Annotated in this window: 13 protein-coding genes; 6 read left to right on the top strand and 7 right to left on the bottom strand. The window is 47.5% G+C overall.

The annotated features are described in order from the left end of the window. The first annotated feature begins 2 nt into the window (after positions 1-2). The 3 genes from G636_RS0109150 (at position 3) to rbr (ending at position 5094) form a co-directional block, all read left to right on the top strand. Complete coding sequence (locus tag G636_RS0109150; protein ID WP_026507809.1) at positions 3-3494, top strand: DNA polymerase III subunit alpha; 3492 nt, start codon at positions 3-5, stop codon at positions 3492-3494. A gap of 48 nt (positions 3495-3542) precedes the next feature. Further along, a complete protein-coding gene (locus G636_RS0109145; RefSeq protein ID WP_026507808.1) occupies positions 3543-4370 on the top strand; it encodes an exodeoxyribonuclease III in 828 nt (275 codons plus the stop codon). Between the two features lie 181 nt (positions 4371-4551). After that, on the top strand, positions 4552-5094 hold the full coding sequence (gene rbr, locus G636_RS0109140) for a rubrerythrin (RefSeq protein ID WP_026507807.1): 543 nt from the start codon (positions 4552-4554) through the stop codon (positions 5092-5094). Between the two features lie 139 nt (positions 5095-5233). On the opposite strand, the gene G636_RS0109135 is transcribed toward rbr, so the two are convergent. Then, a complete protein-coding gene (locus G636_RS0109135) occupies positions 5234-6787 on the bottom strand; it encodes a sodium/proline symporter (protein WP_026507806.1) in 1554 nt (517 codons plus the stop codon). A gap of 303 nt (positions 6788-7090) precedes the next feature. Between G636_RS0109135 and G636_RS0109130 the strand changes: the two genes are divergently transcribed. Next, complete coding sequence (locus tag G636_RS0109130; protein WP_026507805.1) at positions 7091-8935, top strand: hypothetical protein; 1845 nt, start codon at positions 7091-7093, stop codon at positions 8933-8935. Between the two features lie 340 nt (positions 8936-9275). Continuing rightward, positions 9276-11693 (top strand): LicD family protein, encoded by a 2418-nt coding sequence (locus G636_RS0109125; protein ID WP_026507804.1) that lies wholly within the window; start codon positions 9276-9278, stop codon positions 11691-11693. 95 nt (positions 11694-11788) lie between these two features. Here G636_RS0109125 and G636_RS20310 read toward each other — a convergent pair whose 3' ends face one another. The 5 genes from G636_RS20310 to G636_RS0109100 all read right to left on the bottom strand — a co-directional run bounded on the left by G636_RS20310 (position 11789) and on the right by G636_RS0109100 (position 16240). Beyond that, on the bottom strand, positions 11789-11935 hold the full coding sequence (locus G636_RS20310) for a FeoB-associated Cys-rich membrane protein (protein WP_155832363.1): 147 nt from the start codon (positions 11933-11935) through the stop codon (positions 11789-11791). Between the two features lie 27 nt (positions 11936-11962). Then, the gene (feoB, locus tag G636_RS0109115; protein WP_026507803.1) at positions 11963-13954 is read right to left on the bottom strand and encodes a ferrous iron transporter B; all 1992 of its coding nucleotides are present in this window, start codon (positions 13952-13954) and stop codon (positions 11963-11965) included. A 35-nt stretch (positions 13955-13989) separates the two neighbouring features. Beyond that, positions 13990-14202 carry a FeoA family protein gene (locus G636_RS0109110; protein WP_026507802.1) on the bottom strand — a complete coding sequence of 71 codons (213 nt, stop codon included), beginning with the start codon at positions 14200-14202 and terminating at the stop codon, positions 13990-13992. Between the two features lie 161 nt (positions 14203-14363). Beyond that, a complete protein-coding gene (locus tag G636_RS17980) occupies positions 14364-15173 on the bottom strand; it encodes a glycoside hydrolase family 16 protein (protein ID WP_051226802.1) in 810 nt (269 codons plus the stop codon). Positions 15174-15217: 44 nt separating this feature from the next. After that, a complete protein-coding gene (locus tag G636_RS0109100) occupies positions 15218-16240 on the bottom strand; it encodes an HD domain-containing phosphohydrolase (RefSeq protein ID WP_026507801.1) in 1023 nt (340 codons plus the stop codon). A 172-nt stretch (positions 16241-16412) separates the two neighbouring features. On the opposite strand from G636_RS0109100, the gene G636_RS0109095 reads away from it, so the two are divergent. Further along, positions 16413-16994 (top strand): Hpt domain-containing protein, encoded by a 582-nt coding sequence (locus G636_RS0109095; RefSeq protein WP_026507800.1) that lies wholly within the window; start codon positions 16413-16415, stop codon positions 16992-16994. 65 nt (positions 16995-17059) lie between these two features. On the opposite strand, the gene G636_RS0109090 is transcribed toward G636_RS0109095, so the two are convergent. Further along, positions 17060-18364, bottom strand: coding sequence for an ABC transporter substrate-binding protein (locus G636_RS0109090; protein ID WP_026507799.1), 1305 nt, complete (start codon positions 18362-18364; stop codon positions 17060-17062). Between the last annotated feature and the right edge of the window lie 5 nt (positions 18365-18369).

Raw genomic sequence — 18369 nt, 5'->3', positions numbered from 1 at the left:
CAATGGGATTTACGCACTTGCACGTCCATACCGAATATTCTCTCTTGGACGGTTCCAATAAGATCAAAGATTATGTAGCCAGACTCAAAGAGCTGGGAATGAGCGCCGGAGCCATTACGGATCACGGCGTTATGTATGGTGTCATAGATTTCTACAAGGAAGCCCGAGCAAATGGCATCAAGCCCATTCTCGGCTGTGAAGTCTATGTGGCGCCGTCCTCTCGCTTTGATAAGAGTGCTCCCGCAGATGAGAAATATTACCACCTGATACTCCTGGCTGAGAATAATACAGGCTACAGCAACCTTACCCATATAGTCAGCAGAGCTTTTACCGAAGGCTATTATTACAAGCCCAGAGTAGATATGGAGCTCCTTGAGAAGTACCACGAGGGCCTGATCTGCCTCTCTGCCTGCCTGGCAGGTGAGATACCAAGGGCTCTTGCCATGAAGGATTACGACAGAGCAAGAAAAGCTGCCCTGAGATACGACAATATCTTTGGCCACGGCAATTTCTTTTTGGAGCTCCAGGACCACGGCATAGGCCAGGAAGCAGATGTGAACGCAGGGCTCCTGAGACTGTCCAAGGAGCTGGACATAGCACTTGTGGCTACCAACGACTGCCACTATACCAGGCAGGAAGACTGGAAGGCCCAGGACCTGCTCCTGTGCATCCAAACTCAGAGGAAGGTCTCTGATACAGACAGGATGCATATGGAGGGCAAGCCTTCATATTATGTAAAGAGTGAAGAAGAGATGAGAGCTCTTTTTCCCTATGCAAGGGAAGCTATTGAGAACAGCATGATCATAGCTGACAGGTGCAATGTGGAGATAGAGTTTGGAGTGACCAAGCTCCCACGCTTTGATGTGCCTCTAGGCTATGATTCCTGGACATATCTGCAAAAGCTATGCGAGGACGGCTTTAAAGAACGATATCCTGATGGGGACGAAGCGCTTAAAAAGAGGCTGGACTACGAGCTGGGCATCATAAAGCGCATGGGCTACGTGGACTACTTCCTTATAGTATGGGACTATATCAACTGGTCCAGAGAGCATGGCATAGCCGTGGGACCGGGGCGTGGCTCTGCCGCAGGCTCCATTGTGTCCTATTGCATGCACATCACCAACATAGATCCTATTAAATACGACCTTCTGTTCGAAAGGTTCCTGAATCCTGAACGTGTCAGCATGCCTGATATAGACGTGGACTTTGAATACACCCGTCGCCAGGAGGTCATAGATCATGTGACCGAGAAATACGGCAAGGACAAGGTGGTGCAGATCATCACCTTTGGTACCATGGCTGCCAAGGCTGTCATCAAGGATGTGGCCAGGGCCATGGATATACCTTACAACTATGCCAATACTCTCTCCAAGATGGTTCCAAATGATCTGAAGATGACCCTGGACAGAGCACTGGAGATCAGTCCCGACCTTAGAAAAGAATATGAGGAAAATGACAAGGCTACTCTCCTTATTGATATGTGCAGAAAGCTGGAGGGCCTGCCAAGGCACACCTCAATGCATGCAGCAGGAGTAGTGATATGCTCTGCGCCTGCAGAAGACCTGCTGCCTCTGTCCAGATCCTCGGACGGGCCTATCACTACCCAGTTCCCCATGACTACCATCGAAGAGCTGGGCCTGCTCAAAATGGACTTTCTAGGCCTTAGGACCCTGACTGTCATCAAGGACGCCGTGGACGCTGTGAACGCAGCAAACAGAGCCATCCCCGGTGACAGCAATTACCTGGACATCGACAATATAGATTACAACGATCCCGAAGTACTAAAGTCTATCTCCACCGGCCACTCCGAAGGCGTCTTCCAGCTGGAATCCGCAGGAATGCAGGCCTTTATGAAGGAGCTGGGACCAAAGAGCCTTGAAGATGTCATAGCAGGCGTATCCCTCTTCAGACCGGGCCCCATGGACTTTATACCCAAATATATCGCGGGCAAGAACGATCCCAGCGGCATCAGCTACGATACGCCCCTGTTAGAGCCCATACTGCGCTCCACCTACGGCTGCATAGTATATCAGGAGCAGGTAATGCAGATAGTGCAGCAGCTGGGCGGCTATACCCTGGGCAGAGCGGATCTGGTGCGCCGCGCCATGAGTAAAAAGAAGCACGCAGTCATGGAAGTAGAGAGGCGCAACTTTGTATACGGCAATGAAGAAGAGAATGTATCAGGCTGCATCTCTCACGGCATAGACGAAGCCACGGCCAATAAGATCTACGACTCCATGATGGACTTTGCCAATTATGCTTTTAACAAGTCCCATGCAGCCTGCTATGCAGTGGTAGCCATCCAGACGGCGTATCTTAGGCACTACTATCCTGTAGAATACATGGCATCGCTCATGACCTCTGTCATAGATACTCCCGCCAAGGTATCCTGGTATATCTCTGTCTGCCACTTCATGGGCATAGAGATACTGCCTCCTGATGTGAATACCTGCGATGCAGGCTTCTCTGTGCGCACTGTAGTAAAAGACGGCAAAGAGATAAAGGCTATCTCCTACGCCCTCTCAGCTATCAAGTCCCTGGGACCTACCGCCATTGATGCTATCTTAAAGGAAAGAATGCTCAACGGAAGCTTCAGGAGCCTTGGCGATTTCCTCTCCAGACTATCCGGTGACAGGGATCTGACCAAGAAGGCAGTGGAAGTGCTGATCAAGTCAGGAGCCCTGGACTGCCTGGGCGGCACCAGAAAGCAGTACATGAACATCTACCAGGAGATCATGGATGCCAGGCACAAGAACAAGAATTCTTTTACCGGGCAGATGACCCTGATGGACCTGATGGCGCCTCAGGAGAGGAGCCAGTTTGAGATACCTCTGCCCAATATCGGCGAGTTTGATACAGACATGCTCCTGGCCTTTGAAAAAGAGGTGCTGGGCTTTTATATAAGCGGTCATCCCCTTGAGCCCTATGCAGCCCTTCTAAAGAAGCATTGCAGCGCCCTGAGCTCTGACTTTGTCTACGACGAAGAGAGAAAGGATGGGGGCCTTGCTGACAAGCAGCAGGTAACAGTCGGCGGTATCATTACAGCTGTTACCACCAAATACACCAAGAATAACCAGATGATGGCCTTCTGTACTCTGGAGGATATGGCAGGGAGCCTGGAAGTGATAGTTTTTCCCAAGACCTACGAAAAGACCTACAGCCGCCTGAGAGTGGACAGCAAGGTCTTCATAGAAGGCCACGTCTCCGAAGAAGAGGAGCGGGATTCCAAGCTCATAGCGGACAAGGTGCAGACCTTTGAAGAGATACCCATTACCGTATGGGTGCGCTTCAAAGACAGGCGCATTTTTGAAAAGGAAGAAGAAACTCTCCTTAAGGCTATGGAGGGTCACGGGGGCAAGGACTCCGTGGTAGCTTATCTGGAAGATACAAAGCAGATGAAAAAGTATCCTCCGAATATGAGGATCAACGCTTCCAGAGAGATGCTGGACAAGCTCCGGGGACTCTTTGGTGAAAACAACGTCCGTACAAGCTGATAAGACAAGCAGAATAATAAAGGAAATAATAAGAAAGGCTATAAGAAGATGCGACTGATATCCTGGAATATCGATTCACTAAATGCAGCACTTACAAGCGAGAGCGCAAGAGCCCTGCTCAGCAGGCAGGTCCTGAAAAAGATAGCTGACATGTCACCTGACATCCTGGCTTTGCAGGAGACCAAGCTTCCCGCAAAGGGTATGAACAAAAAGCAGGAGGAAGCACTCTTTGATATATTCAGGGACTACGAGCTGGACTATGTAAGCTCAGTGCCTCCCGCAAGGAAGGGCTATGCAGGTACCATGGTCCTCTACAAAAAGGGCATGAAGGTAACTGCCAAGCATCCTGCCATAGGAGCGCCGGACACCATGGACAATGAAGGCAGGATGATCACCCTGGAAACAGACTCCTTCTACCTGAACCTGGTCTACACTCCCAATGCAGGCGACGGATTAAAGCGCCTTGGCGAGCGCCAGATATGGGACAGGAAATACGCTGATTATCTCGCTTCTCTTGACAAGGACAAGCCTGTCATCGCCTGCGGCGACTACAACGTAGCCCACACAGAGATAGACCTGGCCAATCCAGATTCCAATCACAACAGCGCAGGCTTTACCGATGAAGAGAGACAGGGCTTTAGCGCTCTTCTTTCCAGAGGCTTTAAGGATTCCTTCAGAGAGCTCCATGAGGGTCTCACAGGGGCATATTCCTGGTGGTCACAAAGGATCACCACCAGCAAGGCCAATAACTCAGGCTGGCGCATAGACTATTTCCTGGTAAGTGACAGGATCATGGACAAGGTGGTCGCCTCAGAGATGATAGATTCAGGGGAACGTGCAGACCACGCTCCTATACTCCTTGATATTAATTTATAAGATAATCCATAACACAGGTATTCACATAAGCCGTATCAGAGGATAAAACTTCTGATGCGGCTTATTTCCCTTTTGATAACAGCGAATAAATCAATTGTGCTATAAATGTCTGCTATGGTAGAATAAATGTGTTATTGGTAACATTTATCAACATTTTGAGGGATTTTGAAGGAGGAATACCATGGCAGAGAACAAGTACGCCGGCACACAAACAGAGAAGAACCTGCAGGCTGCGTTTGCAGGTGAGTCACAGGCAAGAAATAAATACACATACTTTGCTTCCAAGGCAAAGAAGGAAGGATACGAGCAGATCGCAGCTCTCTTCCTCAAGACAGCTGATAATGAAAAAGAGCACGCTAAGATGTGGTTCAAGGAACTGGGCGGCATCGGCGATACAGCTGAGAATCTGGCTGCAGCTGCTGACGGCGAGAACTACGAGTGGACAGATATGTACGAAGACTTTGCAAAGACTGCTGAAGAAGAAGGCTTCAAGGCTCTGGCTGCAAAGTTCCGTATGGTAGGTCAGATCGAGAAGCATCACGAAGAGCGTTACAGAGCTCTGCTTCACAATGTAGAAGCTCAGGAAGTATTCGCTAAGAGCGAAGTTAAGGTATGGGAGTGCCGCAACTGTGGTCACATCGTAGTAGGCACCAAGGCTCCCGAGGTTTGCCCTGTATGTGCACATCCTCAGAGCTACTTCGAAGTAAACGCTGAGAATTATTGATCCTGCTGCTGATACGCATGGATTCATATTACATGCCCCATCAGGACAAGCATTAAACCTATCATATGAGCATAATAACAGATTCCCGCCGGATGCATATGCATCTGACGGGAATCTTTTTGTTCCATGTACTTTTTACTCAGGACTTCTCTACTACCTTGTCAAAGGTATCTGTGATCTCCGCGGGCGGAGCAGGTGTCAGCAGGCTGACAACAAGGATCACGATGATGGACACCAGAAAAGCGGGAGCCAGTTCATACAGGTCCCAGATACCGCCCATGGGTCTTACCAGATATTTCCAGATAAATACTACTGCGCCGCCGCTGATCATACCTGCTGCTGCGCCATAGATATTGACTCTCTTCCAGAAGAGAGACATGAGTGTGACGGGTCCAAATACTGCACCAAAGCCTGCCCATGCAAAGGATACGATGCCAAATACGGAGCTTGAAGGATCCCATGCAATGATCACACCTACAACTGCTACTGCAAGGAGTGTCATCCTGGCTGTGAGCATGGCCGCTGCCTCTGTGAGCTTCACGCCAAATACGTCCTGGATGATATTCTCTGATACAGCTGAGGATGCTGCGATAAGCTGCGAATCTGCAGTGGACATGGTGGATGCCAGGATACCTGCGATGATAAAGCCTGCCATGATAGCAAAGATGAGGCCGTTCTGGCTGATCATATCTGCCAGTCGTACTATCAGGGTCTCTGCCTTGGAAGAGCTTGTAGGATTAGCTGCGTCGATGAGGCTGTCAAGGCTGCCTGATACTGTCATTGCTCTGCCGACTACGCCCAGGAATACCGCGATGCCCAGTGAGATCAGACACCACACTGAAGCGATCCTTCTGGAGAGCTTTAATTTCTCAGGATTCTCGATAGCCATGAATCTCAGAAGGATATGAGGCATACCAAAGTATCCAAGGCCCCAGCAGAACATGGTGATCTTGTTGAAGATACCATAAGGATTTGCTGCATTTGCTGCATTGTCATATGTATGATTGATGCTCAGGTATCCGGGAAGTGCCTTGGCATTCTCAATCACTGCGCCCATGCCGCCGGCGCTCTTTATGCCATAGAAGAGCACGCCCACAAGTGCGATACTCATGATGATAGACTGAATAAAGTCAGTCTTGGATGCAGCAAGGAATCCGCCTGTAGAAGTATAGCCTACTATGATGACTGCGGATGCGATCATAGCCAGCTGATACTGCACTCCAAAGAGTGATTCAAAGAGCTTGCCGCAAGCGGAAAAGCCCGATGCAGTATAAGGTACGAAGAAGATGATGATAGCTGCGGCACCAATAAGGAGCGTCACGTTCTTCTTGTCATTAAATCTGTTCTTGAAATAATCGGGAATAGTGATGGCGTCAAGCTCGGCTGTATAATTTCTCAGCCTCTTGGCTGTGAAGAGCCAGTTAAGATATGTACCTACGATGAGGCCTACTGCAGTCCATCCTGCATCTGCTATACCTGAGAAATAAGCAAGGCCCGGTACGCCCATGAGCAGATATGAGCTCATGTCGGAGGCCTCTGCACTCATGGCAGTTACGAAAGGTCCCAGCTTCCTGCCTCCAAGATAAAAGTCCGATACGTCATTGGTGTTCTTGGATGCTCTGAATCCAACCACCAGCATCATAGCCAGGTATACAATAACTGCTATGATGATTCCAATGTGTGCTGTTGTCATAGTTCCCTCCCCTATTAGTTTGTTTTTTTTGCCTATACAAGTATCCAGATTATTATACTACACTTTCCCGCGATAGTTTAGTAAAGTCTTAAAACTACGTTTGTCTTCTGTCGCTATTACGATACAAGTATTTTAACCATTGCGTTCGGGTCATATACCGAGCCCCTTTATTTACGCCGTTTTTGCGGTATTATAGCTTCCTAATCCCATTAGAAAACGTTTGCATTTAGACATGCAATACTTTATAATGGGTGATGCTTTTGCGAAAAAAACGTTTATTAAGAAGAAACATTTGGAGGAATTATGAGTGAGATGAAATTTGATCCTATGACGGGTCAGCCTATTGCAGACAATGCTCCCGGACAGAATCCCGGCCAGGGCATGAATGATCAGCCTGCAGGCGGCCCTATGAATGGCCAGCCCACAGGTCCTGCACCTTTTGGTCAGCCTATGAATGGTCCTATGAACGGTGCTCCCTATGGCCAGCCTATGAATGGCCCTATGAACGGCCAGCCCATGAACGGTCAGCCCATAAGCGGCGCTCCCTATGGACAGCCCATGAATGGCCCTATGAACGGCCAGCCCATAAGCGGCGCTCCCTATGGACAGCCTATGAATGGCCCTATGAACGGACAGCCTATAAGCGGCGCTCCCTACGGACAGCCTATGAATGGCCCTATGAACGGCCAGCCCATGAACGGACCTTTTGATCCCAATATGAATCAGGGCGTAACCATCGATCCTGTGACAGGTCTTCCTGTTGTAGGCGGCGAAGCTCCCAAGAAGAGCAAGGCTCCCATCATCATAGCTATCATCGCAGGCCTTATCCTGATCGCAGGCGTTATCGCAGCTGTGCTTCTCTTTAACAAAAAGGATGATGAAGCTCCTGTAGAGGAAGAGGTTGTTGAAGAGGTAGAGCCCAAAGAAGAGGAAGTTGTAGAAGAAGTAGAAGAAGAGCTTCCTGAAGCCAAAGAAGAAGAAGTTGAAGAAGTTGTTGAAGAAGTAGAGGAAGAGCTTCCTGAAGCCAAAGAAGAGGAAGTTGTAGAAGAGAAGGAAGAAGAAAAGGTAGTATCTAATGTAAATGTAGATCCTTCAAGCCTCTTTGCTTTCAATATCGACGGAACAGATTATCAGCTTCCCTGCAAGATTACAGATTTCCTGGATCAGGGCTTTACCTTCTCAGATGATTCTGATGGTGAGATCATGCTGGGTTCCGGAGACAGAGAGTACATATACCTGCTCTACCAGGATGACATCCACACCAATATCTCTGTAACAGTTACTAACTACTCCATCAATGCTCAGGAGCTCAAGGATTGCCATATAAGTGATATCACTCTGTATGCTAATTCCCTGACTGACAAGGGCTACAATGTAACCTTCCACAACGGAGACCTGGTACTGGGCGAAGCTACATACGATGAGCTCACAGCAGCTCTGGGTGAGCCTACAAGCTCCAACGAGTCTTCTCTGAGCAACACTTACAGATATGAGACAGAGTCAGAGGACAGCTATTCAGATAACAGCGTAGCATTCTCTTTTGAAACAGAGGATGACGAGAAGCTGGATTGGGTATCCATCCGTGTAGAAGACAAGCCCGAGATCGAAGAAGAGGAAGTATCTGACAAAGCTCCCGATTATCTCTCACTCTACAGTGCTCCCAAGTCACTGGGCAGCGACCTGCTCTCAGGTAATATCGATATCGAAGGCACAGTATACACACTTCCCGTTCCTCTCACCGAGTTCACAGACAACGGCTGGAAGATAAGCGGACTGGATGAGACCTGCGGTGCAGGCGTATCCTATGTGGTAACAGCTGAAAAAGGCAAGAAGAGACTCTTCCTGACCACAGGCAACTTTGATACCAATGCATGCCTTCTCAAGAACACAATCGTTACTTCCGTGAGCATCTCCTCTTATGCTGCTCCCGAGTTCAAGCTTCCTATCGGACTGGCAATGGGACAGACCAAGGACGAAGTAGATACAGTTCTCAAGAACAACAATATCGACTTCAGCTACGAAAAGAAGTACCACCAGTACGAGATCAAGATAGGTGACAACAACGACCGCATCACCATCGGACTGGATTCTGAGGATGAGACCTTAGATGACATCGACCTTCGTATATACGGCTGGCTCTACGAATAATAAGCGTCAGGGCTTGCAGCTCATATACAGCACAAAGCCATATGAAAGTTTTATCTAGAAGCTCCGTACCCGGATCAAAGGGTACGGAGCTTTTGTCATTGCAAGGAGCTGCAGAGTTTGCATTTATGAAGGAGCAGCAGCACCCATAAAGGCCTGCATGGATAGCAAGGATGCACCTGTCAGCTCATATATGATAGAATAGAGAGAAAAGAACAAGTTTCATAATATTTCATTATCTATCATTAGCAGTCATTAGCAGTCATTACTAATCATTACCGAACACAATGTCTTTACAGCAATCTCTGATCTGCGACGACGTAGGTCTCCCATGAGGGTAGCCATGAAACACAGCTTGGATTTCTTCAAAGACGAGATAAGAAACGGTTTCTACATTCCCACCGCCATGAAAATATATTGGGCAAACTGTCTGGATGTCCTGTCAGAGATCGACAGGATATGCAAAAAGCACGACATACGCTATTTTGCAGACTGGGGCTCATTCCTGGGAGCAGTGCGTCACGGGGGCTTCGTGCCCTGGGACGATGACCTGGATATATGCATGATAAGAGATGACTACAATCGCTTTAGACATGTCTGTGATAAAGATCTTCCGCCAGGCTACTGCATCCATGATTATGAGCGCCACGAAGGTCACTGGCTCTTCCTGGCAAGAGTGGTTGGCGGCAGTAAGCCCGACTTTAGATCGGAGCATCTGGATGAATGCTACAATTTCCCCTGGCTGGCCAGCGTGGACATATTCGTCAGAGATTATACCTATCAGGACCCGGACAAAGAAAAAGAGCGCTGCGATGAGATCATGAACATCATCGCCACAGCAGATTCCATTTCTTCGGGACTGGTGGACAAAAATAGGCTCCTACCACGCCTAAGAGAGCTGGAGCAAAAATATGATACACAGCTTCCCTTTGTATCAGCTGCCGGTGGAGATAATGAAATGGCTCTCCCCATAGCTCTGTACAGGCTGGCAGAACAGCAGATGGGCAGGGTCAAAGCTGCTGACTCCCTAAAGCTGGTACAGATCTTTCCCTGGGGGCTCAAAGGCAACAGGGGAGATCTCAAGGAATATTATGAGAGCATCATACGTCTCCCCTTTGAAGACAGCACTATCCCTGTCCCTGCCTGCTACAACAAGGTCCTCTCCAGAAGATATCGCAATTATCATGAGATACACAAGTCCTGGGACGGTCACGAGTATCCAGCCTTTGAAGCACAGAGACAGCAGTTTGAAGAAGCAACAGGTGTGAGGCTCCCTGTATTTACTTACAGCAAGGAGCTCCTAAAAAGAAGGACTCCAGACCTGTCAGCCTCCCTTAAGGCTATGGCTGCACAATCCCTTGAAGAGCTGGAGCGCCTCCTGTCTGCTACTATAGAGCACGCTTCTGCCATGTCAGTAGACTACCTTCTTGAAGACCTGACCTGTATGCAGGAGCTGGCTATAAACCTTGGCACCCTCACTGAGAATGTAAGGGGCGAAGATGACCCCCATACCATCAGCCTGGTATCTAAATTAGAGGAATTCTGCGAGCTGATCTTTGGCTCTTATGAGAGATATTCATCAGGTGAAGGGGGAGACGTCCTCTCTCCCTTGAATGATGCCCTGTCCGAACTTGAAGAAGCTGTAGCCAGGCACATTATCTCCAGAAGAGAAGTCCTCTTCCTGCCTGTAGGGACCAGCGACCTTGATGTATTTGCCAGGATATATGATGAGCTTACCGGCGACGAGTCTGCAGATATATCCATTATGCCCCTGCCCATATATGCGAGAAGCTTTAGCGGTATTATAGACAGCAATAAAGTAAGCGCTATTACAGATAAAGATCTGGAGAAAGTATCAGGTCGTTTTCCCAAAGCCACCATATACCGTATAGAAGTACAACCTTGCACTTCTGAGCATGCCCAAATACATCCTTGTATAGACGTCATAGACAACTATGTACTCTCTCTGCACAGTCCGGACACCATATATATCCAGAATCCCTATGACGGTGAGAATCCATATATTACAGTATCTCCCAAATACTACTCTTCAAATCTACAGCTGTGGACAAGTAATCTGATCTACGTCCCCATTGGCAGGACTGCGGAATTTGATGACAGCGACGTACCTGATATCAAAAATCTCGACTATTATGTATGCATGCCGGGACTCTTTGCCGCTGACCATGTATATCTTCAATCAGATAATATAAGGAAAAGATATATATCAGCGCTCATGGCCTTTACCGGTGATAAGAGCACTGATATCTGGGAAGATAAGCTCCTGGTAAAGGAAGAATACTTTGCTCCTAAAACTGCCATGCTCCCTGGTGGTGCAGGAGATCCAGCTGATGATGGGGGGAATATAGAGGCCTCAAGAGCAAAAAACAGACTCCTTTACTGCATCGCCTTTTATGAATATGCAGAATATACTGACAACCTCCTGCCTGCCGTAACTAATAAGATAAAGGAACTGTCTCATAAAAACGAGTATGATTGCATCAGCATCTGCTTTTATCCGGACGAGCTCATATGTACAGACAAGGAGCTGATGAGAAAGGCCATAACTAGCAGAGATAAGATCACAAAGGCTGCCTCCGCAGCCGGTATGACGCAGGTCAAAATGACAAGGGATAATCTAAAGGAGCTCTCAGATAGCCATGACAGCTACTACGGCAGCATCACTCCAATCATCCATGAGTTTACAGTATTTGGTAAGCCTGTCACCATAGCGGACTATAGTCCAAAGGACAATAGCTAAAAAGGCATTAGCAAAAAACACTTATATAAAAAATTGTAAAAAAATGCCTCATCAGACCCGCATTAGTCTGATGAGGCTTTATCATTTTGCTATTATCATTTTTTACAGGAGCAGCCTTTATGACAGGCTCCTGATGCAGGGCAGCCTATGCAGCCCCTGCCCTTTTTCTTTTCCTTATAGATATATCTTGCAGCCAGGCCAACCAATAGGACTATCACTGCGCTCGCTATAAAATCAGCCATATCAAACCTCCATGCTGATAAGCTTTTTTAATCCAGCTTGTACTCCAGAGATACCTCTTTCTGATTTCTCTTTATCAAATATATTATAACACCTGCGAATACTGCTATAGCAATAAGGCCTGCTGCAAATCCTGCTCCAAGTGAGCCTGTGGTGATAAGGCTGCCTATCTGGTATACCAAAAAGCCCACAGTAAAGCCTGTAGCCAGCTGGAGTCCAATAGCGCCCCAGAGCCACTTGACAGACTTCATCTCGGAATTCATGGCACCAAGAGCTGCAAAGCAAGGCGGTGTATAGAGATTGAACATCAGATATGCCAGTGCTGCTACCTTGGTGATGCCCATGACTGCTGCTACTGCATTGCCCTCGCCGATAAGCTCAAGCTCTTCGGTGTCAATGAGGTTGGAGATAGCATATACTGTTGCAATGGTTCCTACTACATTTTCCTTGGCGATAAAGCCTGTGATAGCTGCGGCTGCCAGCTGCCAGCTGACTACGCCTACAACAGGGAGGAGGAGATATGCAAAGGGACCTGCGATACCCGCCAGGATGGAAGTGTTCTCCATACCTTCTTCTACAGGGTTGAAGCTAAAGTCAAAGGTCTGCATGATCTGTACTACTGTGTTACATACCAGAATAATGGTACCTGCCTTGATAATGTATGCCTTACCTCTTTCAAGCATGGACTTTAATGCGAAGGTGAGGCTGGGTATCTTGTACTCGGGAAGCTCTATGATAAAGAAACTCTTTCTGAATTTTGTAGCTGTAATAGCCTTGATAAGAAGGGCACCCAAAAGGATCAGTACGATACCGCCCATGTAACAGATAAAGCTCACCCATCTTGACTCAGGGAAGAATGCACCCGCAAAGAGAGCGATAACGGGAAGCTTGGCTCCGCAAGGCATAAAGGTGGCAAGCATGGCTGTGGCCCTTCTCTCCCTCTCATTTCTGATGGTACGGCATGCCATGATCGCAGGGATGCCGCAGCCTGTACCGATGATCATAGGAATAACGGACTTACCGGACAGACCCACTCTCTTGAATATGGGATCCAGAACTACTGTAGCTCTTGCCATATATCCGCAGTCCTCCAGAAGTGCAATGAGGAAATACATGACCATAACAAGGGGAAGAAATCCAACTACAGCGCCTACGCCGCCGATGATACCATCTACAAGGAGAGCATAGAGGAGAGGATTGGCATCTGACATTGCCTCACCTACCATTTCCTGGAAGCTCTCTATCCAGCCTGCCAGGATATCTGCAAGCCAGGTACCTACAGTTGTCTGGGAGATATAGAATACCAGCCACATGATTGCTGCGAATATAACAAGGCCCAGAACAGGATGAGTTACGACATTATCAATGGTATCTCCGAAGTTCTTGTCCTTGGTCAGGACTTTACGATTTTCGACTTCGCTAACGATCTTATTAACAAAAGCAAATCTCTTTCTGTCTGCGCTTTCAACCGCCTGCTTATTGCTAAGGTCAATATCGCCCTGAGTATAAGGCTTCTTCTGTCCCTTGCCTTCCAGCTCTGCGGCAGCTGCTACCAGCTCCTTTAAGCCGGTCTCTGATGTAGCCACAGTCTTGATAACAGGGCAGCCAAGCTTCTCCGACAGGAGCTTCTCATTGATGCTGTTGCCCTTCTTGTCATTAACATCATTTTTATTAAGGGCTACTACCACAGGTACTCCAAGCTCCAGAAGCTGAGTGGTAAAAAAGAGGCTCCTGCTGAGATTGGTCGCATCTACGATATTGATGATCGCGTCAGGATGCTCGTTTCTCACATAAGCACTGGTAATGCTCTCCTCAGAAGTAAAAGGAGACATGGAATACGCACCGGGAAGATCCACCGCGATGAGTTCCTTGCCCCCATCATAATAGTTCTTTTTGATAAGACTTTCCTTCTTATCAACGGTAACACCTGCCCAGTTACCGATCTTCTCGCTGCGGCCAGTCAGCGCATTGTAGATAGTGGTCTTACCACTATTGGGATTACCCGCCATTGCAATTCTCATTATCTTTCCCTCCCGAAAAACAAAAATTGATATAACTAAATTCTGATAGCGGTAGCTAACTCAGGGTCAATATTATATCTTGCATCCTTAATAGCGACTACCAGATTTCGTTTCCTGTCTACAACTGTGATCTTCTCTCCGCTATAGCAGCCCAGGGAAAAGAGAAAGCTCTCCATCTCCTCATCACCCACTGTATCTACGGAGTCAATCAAATACTCCTCTCCCAGCTTTGCTTCATTTAATGTCATAAGAACCTCCTAATACCTGTTAGCAGATGATATTTATAATTAGTTATAGCTAACTTTTATCTTAATTTTATCCTTATTAAGAAAAACTGTCAATAGGCTAAAACCATTTTGCCTATTGACCTATTGACAGTCTGCTTGTGATCACAATATCCGGACATGCCTTACTTATATGCTCTTACATAATCCACTTCAAGTGTGGCAGGAAGGGCTGTGTCATCAATCTTAAAGCCCGGCCAGTTGCCGCCTATGGCAAGATTGAGCAGCACGTATTGCTCTCCCGAGAGCGGTGCCTTTAATGCATTGTCATTTAAATACGCAGAGGAATACTTGTGATCATCCACGTACCAGATGATCTTCTCCTCATCTCTTTCTATGCCATAGACATGCCAGTCAGTAATATCAATATCATACCCTTGCGTGCCTCCGGATACGCTGTCATTTTGCTTGCCCGGTGAGAGGCTGGGCCAATGGGCAGAGCCATATACTATACCTTCATCATTAATAGTCTCTACCACATCTATCTCTCCGCAAGCAGGCCACTCCTGGCCATTGGTCCCCATAAGCCAGAATGCGGGCCACGCTCCCATAAAGCAGGGAAGCTTCATCCTGGCTTCTATCCTGCTAAAATCAAGAGACACCTTGCCATCTGTATTGAGCCTTGCGGAGCTGTAAGGCTTGTTCCAGAACTTCACCTTACTGGCTCTTATCTTCAGTGTGCCGTCACTTACACTTACAGTATCCGGATTATCAAGATAAAACTGCAGCTCGTTATTCCAGCCGCCATAGCCGTTTACTTCTACGTTCCAATAGTCCCTGTTCAGGCTATCTCCGTCAAACTCATCACTCCAGATAAGGCCTTCAAGTTCTCCTGCTCCATCTCCCATATCTCCCGCTCCTGCGATGGTGACTGCTGCCACCACGCCCATAGTCACAAGTACTGCGGCTCCCCTTTTGATCAGCTGATCTTTCATAATAATCAAGTCCCCTTTTCTCCGTCCCCGGCTTTTATAGCCCTTTATTTATCCGGCGGATCATCCCGCATAAGATAGTCTTTGTCATCATCGATCATTTCCAGCATGATATCTGCAAATCTGGGATCAAACTGGCTTCCCTTGCCCTTTTCTATCTCTGCTCTGACCACTTCCTGAGGAAGAGCATCTCTATAACTCCTCTTACTGGTCATCGCATCATAGGCATCTGCTACAGCTATGATCCTGGCTTCTTCCGGGATATCCTCCCCTGACAGGCCCTCCGGATATCCTTTTCCGTCATATCTTTCATGATGCCACTTGGCTCCTGCTTGAAGCTCCGGCATCTCCCTTATATTACCCAGGATCTTGCCGCCTATTGCAGGATGCTTTTTTATACAGGCAAACTCCTCATCTGTAAGCCTTCCCGGCTTATTGATAACTTCATCCGGCACGCCTATCTTGCCCACATCATGTAAAAGGCCCATCATAAAAATCTTGTCCTGCCTCTTTTCATCATAGCCATACCTTGCGGCGATATCCTTTGAATATGATGCCACTCTTCCAGAATGACCTTTTGTATAATTATCCTTGGCATCAATGGCATCTGCCAGACTCTCTACTACGTGCAGAAAGAGGTTCTCATTTTCCCTGGTCTTCTCATCTACCATGCTCTCCAGATCCCGCTGCAGCCTGATAAGCTCCACAGCATGCTTTATTCTCAGCACCAGGACGCTTACCACAAAGGGCTTTCTGATAAAGTCCATGGCGCCCAGGGCCAGTCCCCTGGTCTCGGTATCCTCATCTTCATTGGCTGTCAGGAAGATCACCGGCGTGTTTTTCCAGGCAGTCTCGCTTTTCCCAAGCTCCCTGATAACTTCAAAGCCGTCCATCTCAGGCATATTGATATCCATGAGGATAAGATCCGGAGCGGCATTATCCTGTGTATATTCAAGGAGAGCTCTTCCGGACTTAAATATTATCACCTTAAAGCCTGCATCTGTAAGTGTGTTCCAGGTATTCTTCAGAATTATGGGATCATCATCAACAACTACGATCTGCGGAATCATCTTGTCCTCCTATCAGATATCATTGTCTCTTCTCTATGAGCGCCTGCTGCTTTTGTAAGTTGCGACAAATGCCGATAATATCTATGGACCATGATCAGCCCCAATTAATGATATCCTGTATCCATTTATCCTTCAACTCACCGGTAATATAGTCCAAAAAGAGGGCCAGCTAATGAGCATTAATATCCCCGGTATTGATATAGATAAAGCAGTCAAAAATTCCGGCTCCTATGAGCTGTTTACGGAGCTGCTTGGCGACGTCTACAAGCTGATGGACGATAAGGTCGCTCTCACACAAAAATATCTCGCAGATAAGGATCTGCATAACTATACCATTCAGGTACATTCCCTTAAGACCACCTGCCGCATGATAGGAGCCATGGAGCTTGGCGAAGACTTCTACAGTCTTGAAAAGCTGGGTAAAGAAGGTGATCTGGGTCAGCTCCTGGAGCTCACCCCCGCTGTCCTTGACTCCTTCAAGGCTCTAAAGCCCTATCTTGAACCCTACGCTGGCCAAAATTACGCCGCTCATAAAGTATTCGACAAAAATAAAGTTTCCGGTTACTTAAAGGAGCTGCTCGCAGCAATAGATGACTTTGACCTGAGCGCTGCCGAAGAAGCTGCAAGGCAGCTTATGGCCTACGACTGCAGCAGGGAGCTATCAGAGGAACTTAAGATCCTGGACGGACTTATCAGTAATCTTGATTATGATGAGGCCAGGGCTCTGTCCATGCAGATACTATCCGGTCTTTGAAGCTGACAATCTTTGAAGCTGCAACTATCTGTTCTACCGGCTATGCTCTGCCAATAAAGCCGGACTCATTCGCCGAACAAGCTGCCATAGGCTGATACAGCTTCATCTACAGTCATCTCACCATTGACCACAGCATACGCTGCTGCCCTGAACTCTTTTACCGCAGTATCAAGGAGCTCTATGTCATTAAAGCTTATAGTCCTGTCCCCGGGAAAGTCCGACAGGGATGCATATACTTCGTCAATGGAGTAGTCTTTGGTGGGGGTGATCAGCCCCTTCTCTTCTGCCATAAGGCCCAGTTCCCCTTTGCTGGTGAGAAATCTGATGAATTCATTGGTCATATCAAGGGAGCTGCTATTCTTATTGACGCTAAAGAGAATGGATACAGAGTCCATGTAGTAGCCGCCCTTGTCTCCGGAGGGCGCTACGTAGAAGCTGTATTTAAATGGCTTCTCTATAAATGCTTCAGACTTACTCTCGCGCTTTCTGGTCCCTGAAACCACATCTCCGGAGCAGAGCATCATGGGTACATCTCCCTCAAAGAAACGCATGATCACAGCATTATAATCATCTTCTATTTCCGCCGTGCATTTATCCACATCTATGCAGCTGCTATCTACAAACTCTTTTACCCTGACAAGAGAATCCCTCATCACTTCGCCGGCAGAAGGATCAAGGGCATTTAGCCCCTCTTCAACAGTTCTGTCATCCTTTACTGCTTTGGCAAAGACAGGATAAGCAAAGGCGTAGCCAATACCCGGTGAAGTGTTGGTATTGGCCCCCATAACAGGAGATTCATAGCCTGCTGCCTTAAGCTTATCACAGCATTTGACAAGGCTTTCATAATCTGCAGGCACTTCAAGCTTCTCTTTGGCAAAGATATCCTCATTGACCAGCATTCCAATGGAGCTGGCAAATATGGGCAGCGCCAGAACATCTCCGTTTTCCATCTCCCATCTGACTCCGGAACGGATCTGGGAAAGGTCAATCTTAAGGTCGGGATCAGAAAGAACCTCTGCGCTTTCAAAGAGGGAAGTAAACTGTGGATCCTTGAACATCCATGGCTGTACCACATATATATCAGGCGCTTCCTGCCCAGCCAGTGCATGGACTATGGTATTTCTGTAATCATCAAGGTAGGTATATTCGATCTCGCCATTTGGATAGTAAGCATAGAACCTTTCGATGGCACTTTCCAAAGACTCAAAATTAGAATAAGTCCCCGCTACGGACAGCTTGTATTCTGTATCTGATGAGTATTTTGGCGAAAACTCTCCGGTCTCTTCAGAGCTTTGTCCGCAGCCAGTGCAGGCTGCCACAAGTGATAACATAAGTACAGTCGATATAGCTTTCTTTATTCCCTTAGTCATATTCT

It is taken from the genome of Butyrivibrio sp. MC2013 (assembly GCF_000424585.1).
Taxonomy (GTDB): Bacteria; Bacillota; Clostridia; order Lachnospirales; family Lachnospiraceae; genus Butyrivibrio.
This window is presented reverse-complemented; position numbering and strand designations above follow the sequence as displayed.